The sequence below is a fragment of the Xanthomonas sp. WHRI 10207 genome (assembly GCF_040202975.1).
Lineage (GTDB): Bacteria > Pseudomonadota > Gammaproteobacteria > Xanthomonadales > Xanthomonadaceae > Xanthomonas.
Genome location: NZ_JBEGDX010000001.1, coordinates 357,953 through 374,335, shown reverse-complemented (window position 1 = coordinate 374,335; position 16,383 = coordinate 357,953). Strand labels below are relative to the sequence as shown.

General features: G+C 65.0%; 14 protein-coding genes and 1 pseudogene. 4 read left to right on the top strand and 11 right to left on the bottom strand.

The window, feature by feature from the left end; genetic code table 11:
* Positions 1 to 37: 37 nt before the first annotated feature.
* The 4 genes from ppx to lpxH all read left to right on the top strand — a co-directional run bounded on the left by ppx (position 38) and on the right by lpxH (position 4,389).
* Positions 38 to 1,564 (top strand): exopolyphosphatase, encoded by a 1,527-nt coding sequence (ppx, locus tag ABQU90_RS01695; protein ID WP_115512381.1) that lies wholly within the window; start codon positions 38 to 40, stop codon positions 1,562 to 1,564.
* Between the two features lie 229 nt (positions 1,565 to 1,793).
* Positions 1,794 to 2,930, top strand: coding sequence for a glycosyltransferase family 4 protein (locus tag ABQU90_RS01690; RefSeq protein ID WP_323521795.1), 1,137 nt, complete (start codon positions 1,794 to 1,796; stop codon positions 2,928 to 2,930).
* On the top strand, positions 2,911 to 3,453 hold the full coding sequence (locus ABQU90_RS01685) for a phosphatase PAP2 family protein (protein ID WP_055846003.1): 543 nt from the start codon (positions 2,911 to 2,913) through the stop codon (positions 3,451 to 3,453). Before ABQU90_RS01690 ends, ABQU90_RS01685 begins: the two co-directional genes overlap by 20 nt.
* 192 nt (positions 3,454 to 3,645) lie before the next feature.
* Positions 3,646 to 4,389 carry a UDP-2,3-diacylglucosamine diphosphatase gene (lpxH, locus tag ABQU90_RS01680; RefSeq protein WP_323521794.1) on the top strand — a complete coding sequence of 248 codons (744 nt, stop codon included), beginning with the start codon at positions 3,646 to 3,648 and terminating at the stop codon, positions 4,387 to 4,389.
* Positions 4,390 to 4,817: 428 nt separating this feature from the next.
* Here lpxH and ABQU90_RS01675 read toward each other — a convergent pair whose 3' ends face one another.
* The 11 genes and pseudogenes from ABQU90_RS01675 to ABQU90_RS01630 all read right to left on the bottom strand — a co-directional run bounded on the left by ABQU90_RS01675 (position 4,818) and on the right by ABQU90_RS01630 (position 16,054).
* Positions 4,818 to 5,237, bottom strand: a complete 420-nt coding sequence (locus ABQU90_RS01675) for a hypothetical protein (RefSeq protein ID WP_323521793.1) — start codon at positions 5,235 to 5,237, stop codon at positions 4,818 to 4,820.
* A 148-nt stretch (positions 5,238 to 5,385) separates the two neighbouring features.
* Positions 5,386 to 6,639, bottom strand: coding sequence for a zinc-dependent metalloprotease (locus ABQU90_RS01670; RefSeq protein ID WP_055846011.1), 1,254 nt, complete (start codon positions 6,637 to 6,639; stop codon positions 5,386 to 5,388).
* A 1,025-nt stretch (positions 6,640 to 7,664) separates the two neighbouring features.
* On the bottom strand, positions 7,665 to 8,471 hold the full coding sequence (locus ABQU90_RS01665; protein WP_115553177.1) for a ferritin-like domain-containing protein: 807 nt from the start codon (positions 8,469 to 8,471) through the stop codon (positions 7,665 to 7,667).
* Positions 8,468 to 9,025: a hypothetical protein gene (locus ABQU90_RS01660; RefSeq protein WP_323521791.1), complete on the bottom strand. Its 558-nt coding sequence runs from the start codon at positions 9,023 to 9,025 to the stop codon at positions 8,468 to 8,470. Before ABQU90_RS01660 ends, ABQU90_RS01665 begins: the two co-directional genes overlap by 4 nt.
* A 22-nt stretch (positions 9,026 to 9,047) precedes the next feature.
* The gene (gene purF / locus ABQU90_RS01655) at positions 9,048 to 10,514 is read right to left on the bottom strand and encodes an amidophosphoribosyltransferase (protein ID WP_055846019.1); all 1,467 of its coding nucleotides are present in this window, start codon (positions 10,512 to 10,514) and stop codon (positions 9,048 to 9,050) included.
* A gap of 30 nt (positions 10,515 to 10,544) precedes the next feature.
* Complete coding sequence (locus ABQU90_RS01650) at positions 10,545 to 11,300, bottom strand: CvpA family protein (protein WP_323521824.1); 756 nt, start codon at positions 11,298 to 11,300, stop codon at positions 10,545 to 10,547.
* A 225-nt stretch (positions 11,301 to 11,525) separates the two neighbouring features.
* On the bottom strand, positions 11,526 to 12,590 hold the full coding sequence (locus ABQU90_RS01645) for an SPOR domain-containing protein (RefSeq protein ID WP_323521789.1): 1,065 nt from the start codon (positions 12,588 to 12,590) through the stop codon (positions 11,526 to 11,528).
* Between the two features lie 67 nt (positions 12,591 to 12,657).
* On the bottom strand, positions 12,658 to 13,959 hold the full coding sequence (gene folC / locus ABQU90_RS01640) for a bifunctional tetrahydrofolate synthase/dihydrofolate synthase (RefSeq protein ID WP_349780873.1): 1,302 nt from the start codon (positions 13,957 to 13,959) through the stop codon (positions 12,658 to 12,660).
* Between the two features lie 187 nt (positions 13,960 to 14,146).
* Positions 14,147 to 14,641: pseudogene (locus ABQU90_RS22735) on the bottom strand (hypothetical protein).
* A gap of 148 nt (positions 14,642 to 14,789) precedes the next feature.
* Positions 14,790 to 15,347 (bottom strand): hypothetical protein, encoded by a 558-nt coding sequence (locus tag ABQU90_RS01635; protein WP_349780872.1) that lies wholly within the window; start codon positions 15,345 to 15,347, stop codon positions 14,790 to 14,792.
* 62 nt (positions 15,348 to 15,409) lie between these two features.
* Positions 15,410 to 16,054, bottom strand: coding sequence for a histidine phosphatase family protein (locus tag ABQU90_RS01630; protein ID WP_323521784.1), 645 nt, complete (start codon positions 16,052 to 16,054; stop codon positions 15,410 to 15,412).
* Positions 16,055 to 16,383: the final 329 nt, after the last annotated feature.

Sequence of the window (16,383 nt, the reverse complement as noted above, 5' to 3'; positions counted from 1 at the left end):
CTCACGTGGCCGACCGCCCATCGGCTACCATGCGGCCATGCCAACGCCCTCCCCCACGATTCCGCCCCTGCGCGACGGCGATTTTCTTGCCGCCATCGACTTAGGGTCCAACAGTTTCCACATGGTCATTGCGCGCTACCTGATGGGTCAGCTGCGCGTCGTCGACCGCCTGCGCGAAACCGTGCGCATGGCCGACGGCCTGGATGGCAAGGGTGGCCTGTCCAACGAAGCGCGGCAACGTGCGCTCGAATGTCTGGCGCGCTTCGGTCAACGCATCCGTGAAGTGCCCTCGCTGCGCGTGCGCGCGCTGGCGACCAACACGGTGCGTCAGCTGCGTTCGCCGCAAGCGTTTTTGATGCCGGCGGAAACTGCGCTCGGGCACGCGATCGAAGTGGTCAGCGGGCGTGAGGAAGCGCGCCTGATCTACCTGGGCGTTGCCCATGCGCAACCGCCCAAACCCGATCAACGCCGGCTGGTGATCGACATCGGCGGTGGCTCGACCGAATTCATCATCGGCCGCGGATTTCAGACGCTGGAACGCGAGAGTCTGCAGGCCGGCTGCATCGCCAGCACGCGGCGGTTTTTCCCGGGCGGCAAGCTGTCGAAGAAAAAATGGAAAGATGCGCTGACCGAGATCGGCGCCGAATTTCAGCAATTTGCCGGCCAGTACAAGGCGCTGGGCTGGCATGAGGCGATCGGCTCGTCCGGCACGCACAAGGCGATCGGCGACATGTGCGCGGCGATGAAGCTCACCAAGGGTGCGATCACCGCGCAGGCGCTGCCGGCGCTGCGCGATGAGCTGCTCAAGGCCAAGCGCATCGAAGATATCCAGTTGCCCGGCCTGGCGGCCGAGCGCCGGCCGATCATCGCCGGTGGAATTCTGGTGCTCGAAGCGGCCTTCCAGGCCCTGGGGCTGGAGAAGCTGATGGTCAGCAAGGCGGCGATGCGCGAAGGCATCCTGTACGACATGCTCGGCCGCGGCGGCGAAAACGATCCGCGCGATAGCTCGGTGGCCTCGCTGGTGCAGCGCTACGGCATCGATGAGGTACAGGCGCAACGTGTGGAAGCCACGGCCTGCCGCCTGTTCGATCAGGTGTGCGAATCCTGGCAGCTGGATGGCGACGACGCGCAGGTGCTGCGGCGTGCCGCCCGCCTGCACGAGCTGGGCCTGATCATCGCGCACAGCCAGTACCACGTGCATGGCAGCTACATCCTGGAACATTCGGATATCGCCGGTTTTTCGCGGCAGGAACAACAGGTCGTCGCCTCGCTGGTGCGCACGCATCGACGCAACGTGCCCAAGACCGCCTTCGACGCGCTTCCCGACCGGCTGCTGCTGCCCACCCGCCGCAAGGCTGCGCTGCTGCGGCTGGCAGTGCTGCTGCACCGTGCGCACGAATCGGACCCGATTCCGACACTGGAACTCACCGCCGACGACACGCGGCTGTCGCTGATCCTGTCGCAAAGCTGGATCGATTCGCGCCCGCTGCTGCGCGCCGATCTGATCGGCGAAGTCGAAAGCATGGCCGGCCTGGGCATCGCGTTCAAACCGTTTGTAACCTGAGGCCTGCGGCCTCAGGCGGGAATCGGGAATGGGGATTCGGGAATAGTCGACCACGGGGCTCTGAGAAGTTTCTGACTGGCGGCGATTACGCCGAACGAATGCAGCACGCTGCCTTTGCGATTCTCGATTCCCGATTCCCGATTCCCGGCGCCACTGTCACTGCCGCGTCTTGTCGGCGCAACATCAATGCCATCGCCCTGCCGGAAGCTAGCGAAAACGGGAGAGCGGCATGCGCTACGCGATCGTTACCGAAACCTATCCCCCCGAGGTCAACGGTGTTGCGCTGACCGTCCACGGCCTGGAAACCGGCCTGCGCGCACGCGGACATCAGGTGGACGTTGTGCGTCCACGTCAGAGCAGCGACACCGGCACATCCGATGCGTTGCTGGTGCGTGGCGCTGCGCTGCCGCGCTACCCGGGGCTGAAATTCGGGCTGCCAGCGACCCAGCGACTGATCCGTCATTGGCGAACGACGCAACCGGATGCGATCTACGTGGCCACGGAAGGCCCGCTGGGCTGGTCGGCGATGCGGGCGGCACGCCGGCTGGGCATTCCGGTCGCATCCGGCTTCCACACGCGCTTTGACGAATACCTGCCGAACTACGGTGCCGCCTGGCTGCAAGGCACCGCGCTACGCTGGATGCGGCGCTTTCATAACCAGGCCGATGCCACGCTGGTGCCGACGCGCGAGCTGCAACAGTTGCTGCGCGACGACGGCTTCGAACGTGTGCAGTTGCTGGCACGCGCGGTGGACAGCCAGCAGTTCGATCCCGGCCGTCGTGATCATGCCTTGCGCGCCGAGTGGGGCATCGAAGACGAAGGCTTTGCAGTGATCTATGTGGGACGGATCGCCAACGAAAAAAATCTGCCCTTGGCGGTGCAGGCATTTCGCAAGCTGCAGCAGATCCGCCCGAAAGCGCGCTTTGTGTGGGTCGGCGATGGCCCGGCGCGCGCAAAGATCGCGCAAGAGAATCCGGACTTCATCTTCTGCGGTGTGCAGCGTGGCGATGCCTTGGCGCGCCATTTTGCCAGCGGCGATCTGTTCCTGTTTCCCAGCCGCAGCGAGACTTTCGGCAACGTGACCCTGGAGGCGATGGCCAGCGGTGTGGCGACGGTCGCCTTCGACTACGGTGCCGCCCGCGAGTATCTGCGCAATGGTCAGACCGGCGCGGCGGTAGACACCGATGCGGCCTTTATCCAGGCCGCCGTCACGCTCACCCAAGACGACGCGCTGCGCCAACGCCTCGGTACGGCGGCAGCGCAGGCGATGAAAAGGCTGCATCCGGACAATGTCGTGTCCGACTTCGATGGCTTGTTGTTGGGAATCACTGCGGCACGGGGGCGTTATGTCGTCAACGCGGCTTGAGGTCTTGCGCGGCCACGAAGCGCGCTGGTGCCGGCGCGCAAATCACTGGTGCCGGCGCCACCCGGTACGCCGCGCATTCGCCACCGTCAGCCGGCTGGGCGATGGGGTGTTCTGGTACAGCCTGATGGGCATTCTGGTGCTGCTCGACGGCATGGACGGCGTTCGCGCATCGGCGCACATGGCCGCCACCGGCGTGCTCGCATTGACCCTGTACAAGGCACTCAAACGCTGGACCCGCCGCCCGCGCCCGTATGCGGCCGACGTGCGTATCCGCGCCTGGGTGGCACCGCTGGACGAGTTCAGTTTTCCGTCCGGCCATACCTTGCATGCGGTGTCCTTCAGCATCGTGGCACTGGCCTATTACCCATGGCTCGCGCCGTTGCTGGTGCCATTTTCGGCATGCGTGGCGCTGTCGCGCGTGGTGCTCGGGCTGCATTACCCCAGCGACGTACTGGCCGCCACGGCGATCGGGGTGGGACTGGCGAGCCTGTCGTTGTGGGGGCTGCCGGCGCTGATTGGGTAGCGGTGTGTTGCGACACTGCACTGCGCGTCCTCGCATGTGCCCTCGCTTCATGCCTCATCGTTTTCCGCAGGAGAGCGGACTCTGCCCGAGTTGCCTGCGCAGGCATGCCCCGCTGCAATGCGCTAATCGCCCCCTCACGCAATCGCAGTTCCCGCGCCTCGCCATCCGGCGGTCGCGCCGTACAATGGCGCGATGACGACACTGTTCATTTCCGACCTGCATCTGGATCCGGCCCGGCCGGCGATCACCGCGCTGTTTCTGGATTTCCTGCGGACGCAGGTGCCCGGTAGCGATGCGCTCTACATCCTTGGCGATCTGTTCGAAGCCTGGATCGGCGATGACACGCCGTCCACCGCGGCAGACGAGGTGGCGGTGGCACTGCACGCAGTGGCCGATTCCGGCGTCCCGGTCTTCTTCATGCCGGGCAACCGCGATTTCCTGGTGGGCGATGCCTACGCACAGCGCGCGGGCTTCCGCATCCTGCCCGACCCCACCGTGATCGATCTCTACGGCCATACGACGCTGCTGATGCACGGCGACCTGCTGTGCACCGACGACACCGCCTACCAGGCGTTTCGCACGCAGACGCGCGACCCGGCGTTCCAGGCGCAGTTTCTGGCGCAGCCGCTGGCAGCGCGCGTGGCGTTCGCGCAGCAGGCGCGTGCGGCTAGCCAGGCCCGCTACGCCGAACTCAAGCAGGGCGACCAGGCGCAGCTCGAAACCGTCACCGACGTGTCGCCGGCCGAGGTGGAAGCGACCTTCGTGCGGTACGGGCTGGATCGGATGATCCACGGCCATACCCATCGCCCTGCAATCCACACTCTGCAAGCCGGTGGCAACACCTGCTCGCGCATCGTGCTGGGCGACTGGTACGAGCAAGGTTCGGTGCTGCGTGTGGATGCCGATGGCGTTGCGTTGGAGCAGTTGCCGCTGTAGATCCGGCACTTGCAGCTGCAGCTGCACCTGCATGCGGGGATCGCGCCGCGGTGAGCCGTGACGCCGCCGGTTGTGCGCGCGTCGCCGCTGTTATCCGCATCGCAAGCCAATCGTGACTCATGCTTTGCAAGCACGACAGCGTTCCCTGGATACCGGCAAGGACGTTCGGTAAGGCCAGCCAATGCAGAGCGCGCTCAAAACGACGCAGCGCGCGCGTTCTGCATTTCAATCCGAGTGTCGCAGCGAGTCCACCCGGCACCGGACATATCGATGAATCGCGCTGTTGAAGGGCCGCACTTGGCGACGCTCATCGACAACCGATGCCGCTAGCAGTAGCGCGCTTTGGTGCGGAAACCCTCAATTCTCAGCGCTCGGCGGCAAACCCAATGCGGGCGCGCACTCCTGCCTGGTCAAACCACTTCAACGCGTCACTGCGTGCTGCGCGCCCGCTCGGCGTAGTCGACGAAATCCGCATTGACCACGTCGTACCAGAACAGCGTGCCGTCGGCCTGAACGCGGAAACGGTCACGCACCGGGCTGGTCTGCGGGTCGCCTGGGCAGCCGTCGCCGTGGCGTTCGTGCACGGCAAATTCAAACACGTCCGGCGATGGCGGATCGTCTTGTTCGGCCATGATGCTGATGCAGTTGTCCGGGTACACCTTGTCGCTCTGCAAGCGCGTTTCGAGTACCTGCAACGCACGCGCTTCGGCAGCGTTTTCGGTGGTCGGCGCTGGCGCCGCAACTGCGGGCTTGGGTGGAGTGGCGGCGGGCTCGGCAGGTTGCTGTTTGCATCCGGCAACTGCCAGCGCGGCCAGGCACAGCAGCGCATAACGCGAGGACATGGACATGAGTGCTCCGCTGACGGGACGTGGCCGGCAGGTGCCGACGGTGCGTCTAGTCTGCGCGATCACCGCGCTCGGGTGTAGCGCAATGGCCCGACACCTGTCGGTGCCGGGCCATCGCAATCACACAAGGAATCGGCAAACGCCGCAAAGATCAGCGGAAGCCGGCGATCGTGGCCTTGGTGTTGACCAGCACGCGCTGATTGTCGGCGGTGCTGGCATTGCCCATGGGCACGCCGTTGTAGCTGATGTTGGGGTTGGACCAGTAGTTCAACCGGGGGCAGCCGCTGGTGCAGTCGTAGGCCATGATGGTGCGCCAGCTGTTGCCGTAGCGATAGCCGTGACCGTAGGCGTATGGCGAGGTGCTCGGGTCGTTGGTGGAATCGTGGCGGGCACTCTGCAAATGCCCGATTTCATGCGCAAAGCTGTAGTAGCCAGTGGCGCAATCCCAGTACACCGATGCGAAGGCGCTGGCGGCCGTGGAGCCGATGCCAGAGGCCAAGCCGCAGTAGCTGCTGTTGTCCAGCACGATCACGCCCACATCGGCCGTGTAGGTGTTGCGGCTGGTGTGGATGCTGTCCATGTAACCGTCGTTGGTGACGCGGAAGCGCTGCAGGTCGGTGGTGAAGTTGCCGGTTTCGGTGTAGCTGGTGGTCTCGTAGCGGGCCAGCTGCAAGGTGATGCCGACATTGCTGTTGATGTAGCCCTGGTTGGCTTCGGCCACCGCCAGTTGCACCAGCGACTGCATGTTGCCGCCGTACGCGGTTACCGCCTTGTTGGTGGCCACGACCAGCACGCGGATGGTGGCCGGGCTGCCGGATGAGGCCGCCGCCGCGGTCACGCGCCCATCGCCAGGCATGTCGAACTTGGGCAGCAGGCTGTATTCGGCCGGATGCTCCTGCGGCATGCGCTGCTCGTCGACCTGCACCAGCACATGGCGGCCATCGGCCAGCGGACGCAGGCGATACAGCTTGCCGGCGTAGCGAATGGTGCCGGTGACGGTGTCGCCGCTACGCACCAGGATGGCCGAGTTCAGCGGATCCACGCCCGACAAGGTGCGTGCACGGGTGCCGGCACGCGGGCCGAGGTTGCCGTACCACACGCTATCGCCGCCTTCCAACGCATCCACCTTGGCCTGCGTGGCGGTGATGGTCTGGCCATCCAGCTGCAGTTCCAGCAGTTTTTCACCGGCAACCACTGCACCGGCGTCGAGCTGCACCACCTGTGCGTTGGTGGTGGACGGGGCGCTCAACAGGCGTTGCAACGAGGGTTCTGCGGTAGCGGTTGCCGCAGCGCCGCGGCTGAGTGCCGGGCCGGTCTGATACAGCGGCTTGCCGGCAGCGGCAGCCGATCCGGCCAGGCACATGGCGATCAGACCCACTGTGGTGCACATCGACTTCGACTTCATCGTCTCTCTCTCCTAAGACATGGAAGCAACGGGTGCGAAACACCGGGCCCCTGTCCCCGGGACGCCATTAGGGCGCGCCGGAATGTACCGAATGCAAGTTGTTGCAAAAGAAAATTACATTTCTGTGATGCTTGCCGATGACTGGATGCGATTCCGGCGCGCCTGCGCAACGACGTAGCGCACAGTTCCGGTCGCCCGGGGTGGCGGCGATGCGCGTGCGTTGTGCCGCACCCCGGATATCGAGGCGGCGAGAGTCAGCCGGTTCACGCAGGTGCATCGATAGACTGGGAGCCGGTAACGCACCACTACTTGTCGATCAGCAGGGTGTCGGTGTTGTTCGGCTGGGCCTGCATCAGGTGGAGATGCGGGATGCCGGTTCTGGGTGCGCCTTCTGCAGCCGTCGGCCTCTCGCTCGCGGCGTTTTGTCAGATGCTCTAACAGCGAGGTGGGTTCTCGGTTTCTTGGAAAGCTTGGGTGCTTTGACTGGGTCGGTTGCGGAGCGCTTGATCTGCGTTTTATCTGCAGGGCCCTTGCCCGCCCACCATCGCGGGACGCGCCGTGCATCCATCCATGGAGCTCTCCCGCTGTCTTGGGAAGCTTGGGTGCTTTGACTGGGTCGGTTGCGGAACGCTTGATCTGCGTTTTATCTGCAGGGCTCTTGCCCGCCCACCATCGCGGGACACGCCGTGAATCCGTCCCTGGAGGCTCTTATGCGGCATCCATGCCGCATAAGGTCCCGCGACGGTGAGCGGGCAAGGACCCATCGTGATGGTCGGTGTGTCTGGTTTTCAATCGCACAATCGGCCAGGGCTCTGACGCGATGTACTCATTGCCTGCGGGAAAAACGGCGGCGGCAGGAATGGATTCACTGCGTGCCTTCCGACTGGTGAAGGCACCGCGGCATCGACCAGCGCAGCTTGCGAAGCTCCGACTACAAAAAGCGCACGTACCGCGCCACTCTGCGGCCAGTGCCCGACCAGGCATGCGTGTGTTCCGCTCCACAACAGCACGATCAACCCGCTTACTCAGCCGGCCTGCTCCACCAGATCGGCCAGCTCGTCTTCGTCGAAACCGGCAAGCAGCCGCGCCTGCAGATTGAACGGGCCATGCAGGTAGCCGCCGGCGTACTCGCGCAGCAAAGCCTTGAAGCGTGCCCGTGGTTCGATACCGGCCTGCGCGCAATACCAGCGGTACCAGCGCGAGCCGGCCGCGACGTGCGCCACTTCCTCGCGCAGGATGGTCTCCAGCACCTCGGCCGTGGCGGCATCACCGAGCGAGCGCAATTTGACGATCATCGCTGGTGTCACGTCCAGGCCGCGCGCTTCCAGCACCCGCGGCACCAGCGCCATGCGCGCCAGACCGTCATGCGCGGTTTTCTCGCACATTTCCCACAAGCCGTTGTGCGCGGCAAAGTCGCCGTAGTCGTGTCCATGCGCTTGCAGGCGCGCGCGCAGCAGCATGAAGTGGCGGGATTCGTCGTCGGCCACCGCCACCCAATCGGCATAGAACTCATCGGGCAGGCCGCGGAAGCGATAGGCCGCATCCCAGGCCAGGTCGATCGCATTGAGTTCGATATGCGCAATCGCATGGATGAAGGCGGCGCGCCCTTCCACCGTCCCCAGTCCACGCCGCGGCAACTCGCGCGGATGCACCAGTGCCGGTGTGGCCGGCCGGCCCGGCATGCAGATCGGCGCAGGTGCCGGCGCGGCCGCATTCAACCGCAGCTCGCCATCACGAAACGCGGCGGCGTATTGTTGCGTCAACGCGACTTTTTGCAGCGGATCGGCAGCATCCAGGCAGGCGCGTGCGGCGTCGAACAGATCGGTGATCACGGCGCCTGCCGCACCTGTTGCTGAACCAGTGCCGCGAGCGATGCGGCACGTACCCGCTCGCAGGCGTTTGCCTTGAGCCGCAACTCGCAGGCCGTACGTTTGGCACACACCAGCGCGAACAACCGCGCGCGATCGGCCTGCGCAGGCGCTGGCACCGATGACGGCAGCGCGCCCGGACCACCCGCACCAACACCGATTCCTGCCCCGAGCAAGCGCGCCTGGTCGCTGCGGCAATCCACCGCGTACGTCCATTCCGCCAAACCCGCTGGCGGCGCGCCTGCAGCTGCCGCTGCGCGCAGGCGCACGATAACAAGCGCCTCGCCCACGCGCGTGGCGCCGGCTAGATCCAGCCGCTGCGCGCCGGCAGGCGTGGCGAATGCGGGGTCCAGCGCGGCCTGTTGCTGCCAATCCAATTGCATGTCCAAGGTGGTGCTCAGCGCAACAGGCACCTGCCCGTTGCGCAAACGCGGGTCGTCCAGCGTGCGGATCGCCGCAGCGTCATCGGCGGCGCAGCCCGCCAGCAGCGCTGCCACCCCGGCAGCGACTACAGCCAATAGCGCACTGCGCCGTGACAACTCAGGCGCGGCGACGCTTCTTGGCATCGTCCGAGCGCAGTTGCTGGATGCGTTCGAAATAGCCCGGTTCGATGCCGGTGATGTACTCGCCGTTGAAGCACGAGGAATCGAACTGCTTGATGTCCGGGTTGCCTTCGCGCACCGCCACTTCCAGATCTTCCAGGTCCTGGTAGATCAGCCAGTCGCAGCCGAGAAATTCCTGGATTTCCAGCTCGCTGCGGCCATGCGCGATGAGTTCTTCGGCGGCCGGCATGTCGATGCCGTAGATGTTGGGATAGCGCACCGGCGGCGCGGCCGAGGCCAGATACACCTTGCGCGCGCCGGCATCGCGCGCCATCTGCACGATCTGCCGGCTGGTGGTGCCGCGCACGATGGAATCGTCCACCAGCAGCACCACGCGGTTGCGGAATTCCAGGTGGATCGGGTTGAGCTTGCGACGCACCGATTTCTGCCGTTCGCCCTGCCCCGGCATGATGAAGGTGCGGCCCACGTAGCGATTCTTGACGAAGCCTTCGCGGTACTTCACGCCGAGCACGTTGGACATTTCCAGCGCCACGTCGCGCGAGGTGTCCGGGATCGGAATGATGGTATCGATGTCGTGATCCGGGCGCAGGCGCAGGATCTTTTCGCCCAGCTTCAGGCCCATGCGCATGCGCGCCTTGTGCACCGAGATGTTGTCGATCATCGAATCGGGACGCGCGAAGTACACGTACTCGAAGATGCACGGCGCATTGATGGTCGGCGCTGCGCAGACTTCCGAGAACAGCTCGCCGCGCGCGGTGATCACCATCGCCTCGCCGGGACGCACGTCGCGCACGCGCTGGTAGCCGAGGATGTCCAACGCTGCCGATTCGGAGGACACGATGTATTCGGTACCTTCGGCGTGCTCGCGCTTGCCCAGCACCAGCGGACGGATGCCGTGCGGGTCGCGGAACGCCACCAGGCCCAGACCCAGCACCACGCTCACTACCGCGTAGCCACCCTTGCAACGACGGTGCACGCCGGCCACCGCGCGGATCGCCGCCTCGGGGGTCAGCATGCGCTGTGCGTCCAGCTCGTAGGCAAACACGTTCAGCAGCACTTCGCTGTCCGAATCGGTGTTGATGTTGCGGCGGTCGGCTTCGAACACCTGCTGGCGCAACGCCTCGGTGTTGATCAGGTTGCCGTTGTGCGCCAGCGCGATGCCGTAGGGCGAATTGACGTAGAACGGCTGCGCCTCGTCCATGCCTTCCGAGCCTGCGGTCGGGTAGCGGCAATGCGCGATGCCGACGCGGCCTTCCAGCACCGCCATCTTCTTTTCGTCGAAGACATCTCGCACCAGGCCATTGGCTTTTTGCACGCGCAAGCGCGTGCCGTCGGCGGTGGCGATGCCTGCGGCGTCCTGCCCACGATGCTGCAGGACGGTCAGGCCGTCATAAAGTTGCCCGGCGACGTTTTGGTTGCCGACAATACCGACGATGCCACACATGGTGCGCGTTCTCCGCTGCGGCTTGCGCCGTTACTGTGAAGGTGGCCGTGCCTGGCCTTGGGATTCGACCCGAGCCGGGTCGCTTTCTCCGCCGCGAACCTGCGCCGGATCGATATTGGCCGGCATCGCCTGCGCCGGATCGCGTCCGTCGCTGGCGGCATTGCCGGGTTTGCCAGGTTTACCGAGCGCCCGCGACACGGTGTCGCTCAAGCCAGACCCGGACAGCATTTTGCCCAGGTCGGTATTATCGCCTGTCGAGGGCAACTTCCCCAACTCCGTGGGCAATTTGCCGAGTTCCATGGATGGCATGTCCATCGACGGCATGCGCCAGGCCGGCAGTTGTGCTCGCATCCAGCCGGCGCCGGGCTGCAGGATCGGCAACAGCACCGATTGCCGCCACGCTGGCTCACGCGGCAACGGCGTAAAGCCCATCAGCAGCACCAACACGCTGGCCAGAAACCCGCCACGCACCACGCCCAGACCGAACCCGAGCATGCGGTCGGTCCCGCCGAGTTTGACCGCATCCACGCCGGCGCGAATGACCATGCCGATCACCGCCACGCTGATCAGCACACCGACAAACACCATGGCGTAGCCACCAAACGACTCAGTGGCCGACGGATGCTTGCCATCGGCCAGCCAACGCGCGGCCGTGCCGCCAAACAGAAATGTGGCCCAGCCCGCCAGCAACCACGACAAGGTGCCGACCACGATGGCGACAAAGCCGCGCAGCAAGCCCAACAGGGCCGACACCAGAATGATGACGCCCAGCACCATGTCGATCATTGGCGACTTCTCCGCGCGGCGCATGGGCCGGTCCAACGTGGCTTGCTGATCATTGCCTTCCCCTCCGTGGGCGTGAGGCTGTCGAAGTTGCGGGTATGGCCGAAAGATGCCAGCGCTGATCATCCGCCACTGCGGTGCCTACAACACGTGGACGGACGCGTGGCTCACACCGATTCGCACCGCTGTCGCGCTCGCTACGTGGCGGCGCGACGCGTTGCGCTCATCTCAAGGATGCGGACGCACCATGCCGGAAATGCCGACCTTGGCCGCGACCTGCGCGCGCAACTGCTCGGCATCGCCACGGTTGGCGACCGGGCCGACGCGCACGCGGTTGAGCGCGCCCTTGTCGGTACGGACCTGTTCGACAAAGGCGCTGAAGCCGGCAGCGCGCACACGGTCGCGTAGGGCATTGGCGTCTTCGGCGCGGCCGAACGCGCCGAGCTGCACGGCAAACCCGACGCCGCTCGCGGCAGGGGCCGCCGGCACGGTGGGTGCGGCGGCAACGGGCTTCGCAGCCTCGGGCTTGGTCGGTTCTACCTTGGCAACTTCCGGCTTGGGCGGTGCGGGTTTGGGCGCTTCGGCCGGCTTGGGAGCGGCGGCGACCGGCTTGGCCGGTTCCGGCGGCAGGCTTTCGGTCTTGGGCGCAGCAGGCGCGCTGGCAGCGGCCACGCTGCTGCTGGGTTTTGCGGCCGACGCGGGTGTCGGCGTCGCAACCGGCGCCGGTGCGGCGGCATTGGCGTCCAGCGTCACCACCTGCGCATTGACGTCGCCGCGCACCTTCACTGCCTGCAGCCTGGCCGATTCGGCCTGGGCCTGATCGGCATACGGCCCCACGCGCACGCGCCAGGCAGGGCGGCCATTGATCTGGGTCTTCTCGCTGAAGCCGGGCAATTGCGCCTGCTTGAGCCGCGCGATCACCGCATCGGCATCGGCGCTGGTGGCATACGCACCAAAATTCACCGCGTAGTTGCCGGCCGCCACGTCCGGCGCAGACGGCGCGCTGCTGGGGTTCGCCAGGTCGGCTGCGTCCGGGTTGTCCTGCACCGCCGCCGGAGCGCTGGGGGCACCAGCCATGCCCAGCGCACCACCCGCCGGCGCATTGCCAGGGGTGACCAGCGGCAATTCGCGGGTTTCGAACTCGCCATTGCCGGGCGCGGCAGGCGCCTCCAGCGGCACATCGGCGACACCGCTGGACGGCGCGGGGCCCTTGACCAGCATCGGCAGGAAGATCACGGCAAGCGCCACCAGAACGATGGCGCCAATCAGTCGCTGTTTCAGAGCAGTGTCCACAGTAAAAAGAGCTACAGGCGTGGCGGGGTGCCGCGGCGATTATAAGGCCGGCGCCACCTCGCCGACCCTAGTGGGCTGAACGAAGTGCGTTCAGCGCGTCGGCAACGGTATGAAACGAGCCAAACACCAGCACGCGGTCGCCCGGGTTGGCCATGGCGAGCACCGCATGCACGGCGCCGGCGACGGTGTCATGGCATGGCGCCTGCGCAGCAACCGTGCCTTGCAGGCGCTGCTGCAGAGCCTGTGCAGACTGACCACGCGCACCTTCCAAGCCGGCCAATGCCCAATGATCGATCTGCGCGGCCACCGCCTCCACCACCGCCGAGACGTCCTTGTCTGCCAGCGCCGCGTAGATCGCATGCGTGCTGCCGGCAATCGGCTGCGCGCCGAGCGCCTGCGCCAGCGCGCGCGCAGCCTGCGGGTTATGCCCAACATCCAGCAACACTTCCACGCCGGCGACGTCGCTGCGCTGCAGGCGCCCCGCCACCTGGGCATCGGCGATGCCCTGCGCCCATGCTGTTTGCGGCAGCTCGACCGGCAAGGCCTGCAGCGCAGCGATGGCGGCGGCAGCGTTGGCCAGTTGCACCGGGGCCTGCAATGCCGGCATCGGCAGCTCCAGGCGCACCGCCACATCGCGCCAGCGCCAATGCTGTGCGTCGATCGGCTCGAAGAAATAATCGCTGCCGGCGCGGATCGCGTTGGCACCAAGTTGGTAGGCGCGGCGCAGCACGCTGGAGGGCGGGTCGATCTCGCCCAGCACCACCGGCTTCCACGCGCGGATGATGCCCGCCTTCTCGGCGCCGATCGCCTCGCGGTCCTCGCCTAGCCAATCGGTGTGGTCGATATCCACGGTGGTGATCACCGCCACATCCGAATCGATGAGGTTGACCGCATCCAGGCGTCCACCCAGGCCGATTTCCAGCACCGCCAGGTCAAGTTCGGACCGCTGAAACAACCACAGCGCCGCCAGCGTGCCGTACTCGAAATAGGTCAGCGGCGTCGTGCCACGCGCCGTCTCCACTGCTGCAAATGCGGCGACCAGCGCGGCATCGCTCGCATCGACACCATCGATGCGCACACGCTCGTTGTAACGCAGCAGATGCGGCGACGTGTACGCCCCCACCTTCCACCCAGCGGCGCGGCCGATCGCCTCGACAAAAGCCACCGTCGAGCCCTTACCGTTGGTGCCGCCCACAACGATGACATGCGTGGCAGGCGCCTCGATCTGCAGCCGCGCAGCCACCTCGCGCACGCGCTCCAGCCCCATCGCAATGCTGCTGGGGTGTTGCTGCTCAATGTAGGCGAGCCAGTCGGTGAGTGTGGTGGGAGTGGTCACGGGGTTACCTGATGTCGTGCGGGCGGCAGACATTATCCCGGTTGATGGAGTCTTGGACCAATGCAGGCAAGCCCGCTCCAGCGTAAATCGCAAGCGTTGACACCTGCTGTGTGCCGCGGCAACCGGCGAAGGTATACAGGGATAAGAGACTTACGTGCCAGAGCGGAGACAGCTGGGCGACGATACCCCTTACTGCGCCCCCGTAAATCTCATCGATACGTTAGCCGAACATCGAGCGCTGGCCTTTCAATGTCACTGCAATCTGTTGCTCGGGATAGCGGCGGTACAGGCTTTCGCTGATGCAGAGGTAACCTGGAAACGCATACTCCATTGGTCCGCCACGCAACCGATACCCGCAAAAGTGTCTGCTCGATTGATAGCAGCTCTGCATAACGTACGGTTCTTCAAACCCACCACCGATGGCGAAAGTCAGCGACCAAGGCACTGTTTTTGCGCAACAGCCTGGACAGAAAACCCAGCATCACTGGTGTCCCGAAGAGCATGAATACATACAAAGACGCGTCCCTGGCCTTCCATGTCCGCTGGTCGACCAAGACGACGACTGTATTTACGTCGCAGCACTGTTAGCACGATGCCGACAATCAGGAATAGTCATCTCCAATAGCGTCCTTGCATGAACTCGCGCCGGTATGGAATCGGCAAATGCGCCGAGCAAGATCAGGCCCAACAGGAGGAATACGGAAGCTGCCTTCATCCAAGCAAACAGCTTTCACTTCACTGCACAACCCTTGAAATTTTCGTTGGACCGCACATAGGCAAGCGGGGCAGTGATATCTCATCCATCCTAGAAAAACAAAGAGGTCAATGAATGTGGCACGGGCGCATACAGCACACCACAATAGCTAAGGTACCGCTGCTTGCGGTGCGGCGGGATAGTAGTCATGCACTGTGGAACCCAGCGAGGAGCGCTTCCCTTGGATGACCGCACTCACCGCACCATTCGGGAAGCTCATCATTTCGTGCTCGCGAATGCAAAGCCGCACAGGTGTCCCATGAGGCAATGGGGAAATCCTGAGTGCGTAAGGGCACATCAGGCTTTTCGGCGCCGAATGTATGAGCACTTGCTCTGAATACGTGCTGCCGAACGCCTCAGTCCATACCCAAGGCACAATCCTGACGACCAGCGCCCATGCAACCAGCCCGACCACCATCGTCGACATCAGCCAACGAAAGACACAGCGTTCAACACCTATTCGCTGCAACTGACGTTTGAGCCTGCCAGTTGCATTGGCCCAGCACAGCGTGCCGAACAGGGCCATCGCGGTGAGACTGAACACCACAAGAGTAAGATCGATCGAGGCGTTGGACGGCGGAAGGAATCTGAAGGAATTAGCAAAAAAGAGCAACGCCACTGGCGTTAAAAACAAGGCTCCCGCACGCAGAAGATGTGGTCTATGCATTCATTGCAAACCCGGCAAACGTGGATACAGCCACTTTGTGCACCACACCTGCCGCGTGATTACTACAACGCCCGATGCTTGGCTTCCCCAAAGAACGGGGTGTGGTGCGCGCAGTCGTTGAGGCGCACCACGTCCAGGTGATCGACGTCGTCGCCTTCGAGCAGGTTGAGCGTGGTCGGGGCCTGGCGGAAGCTCCACAGCTTGGACGGCGGCAGGCCGAGGATCTTGCACAGGATCACGCGGTTGACCGCGTCGTGCGCGACCACCAGCAAGGTGTCGTCGGCACCCAGGCCATCGGCCGCGCGCGTCAGTCCGCGCCAGCTGCGGTCCAGCACCTGACGCAGCGATTCGCCGCCCGGCATCAGCACGGTGTCCGGCTCTTCGCGCCAGGCGCGCAGGCGCGCGGGGTCCTTGTCGTTGATCTCGCTGGCCAGCAGGCCTTCCCACTCCCCATGGGCAATTTCCTGCAGGTCCGGATCGGTCTGCAGCAGGCTTTCGCGCGATGCGCCCAATGCAGCTTTGGCAGTGGCCTGCGCGCGCGACAGCGGCGAGGCGACCGCACGGGTGATCTGCAGCGCCTGCAGCCGCTCGCCCAACGCACGTGCCTGGCCTTCGCCAACCGGCGACAGCGGAATATCGATCTGGCCCTGGTAACGGCCTTCGGCGTTCCACGGCGTCTCGCCGTGACGAGCAAGCAGGATGCGCATGCGCTGAGAGTTCCTTGGGGGAGGGGCCGGCACGCCGCGGCGAAACCGGACCGCATCATAACCGCTCCCCGCCCCTTCCCTCTGCGCTTCAGCGCACGCCCTGTTCCCTGCTGACCGCCGCGCGGCCTTTATGCACCCATCTGAGCCTCTAGACCCTCCAAGCTGAGGCTGTGCGCTTCCGATCCTCGGATCCTGGTGAACTTGTCGAGGCCGGCAGCGGTGCCGGCGCGTTCAACCTGGAGATCGGCCGCTGTGTGCCGGTGTCACGCGCGCGATGCAGCCAACAGCACCGCCACGCTGGACCTGCAGCCCTTGCACGCAGTACGCGT

Coding starts and splice junctions, on each gene's coding strand:
- ppx (WP_115512381.1), top strand. CDS start 38: ATGCCAACGCCCTCCCCCACGATTCCGCCCCTGCGCGACGGCGATTTT.
- ABQU90_RS01690 (WP_323521795.1), top strand. CDS start 1,794: ATGCGCTACGCGATCGTTACCGAAACCTATCCCCCCGAGGTCAACGGT.
- ABQU90_RS01685 (WP_055846003.1), top strand. CDS start 2,911: ATGTCGTCAACGCGGCTTGAGGTCTTGCGCGGCCACGAAGCGCGCTGG.
- lpxH (WP_323521794.1), top strand. CDS start 3,646: ATGACGACACTGTTCATTTCCGACCTGCATCTGGATCCGGCCCGGCCG.
- ABQU90_RS01675 (WP_323521793.1), bottom strand. CDS start 5,237: ATGTCCATGTCCTCGCGTTATGCGCTGCTGTGCCTGGCCGCGCTGGCA.
- ABQU90_RS01670 (WP_055846011.1), bottom strand. CDS start 6,639: ATGAAGTCGAAGTCGATGTGCACCACAGTGGGTCTGATCGCCATGTGC.
- purF (WP_055846019.1), bottom strand. CDS start 10,514: ATGTGTGGCATCGTCGGTATTGTCGGCAACCAAAACGTCGCCGGGCAA.
- ABQU90_RS01650 (WP_323521824.1), bottom strand. CDS start 11,300: ATGATCGACATGGTGCTGGGCGTCATCATTCTGGTGTCGGCCCTGTTG.
- folC (WP_349780873.1), bottom strand. CDS start 13,959: ATGTCTGCCGCCCGCACGACATCAGGTAACCCCGTGACCACTCCCACC.
- ABQU90_RS01635 (WP_349780872.1), bottom strand. CDS start 15,347: ATGCATAGACCACATCTTCTGCGTGCGGGAGCCTTGTTTTTAACGCCA.
- ABQU90_RS01630 (WP_323521784.1), bottom strand. CDS start 16,054: ATGCGCATCCTGCTTGCTCGTCACGGCGAGACGCCGTGGAACGCCGAA.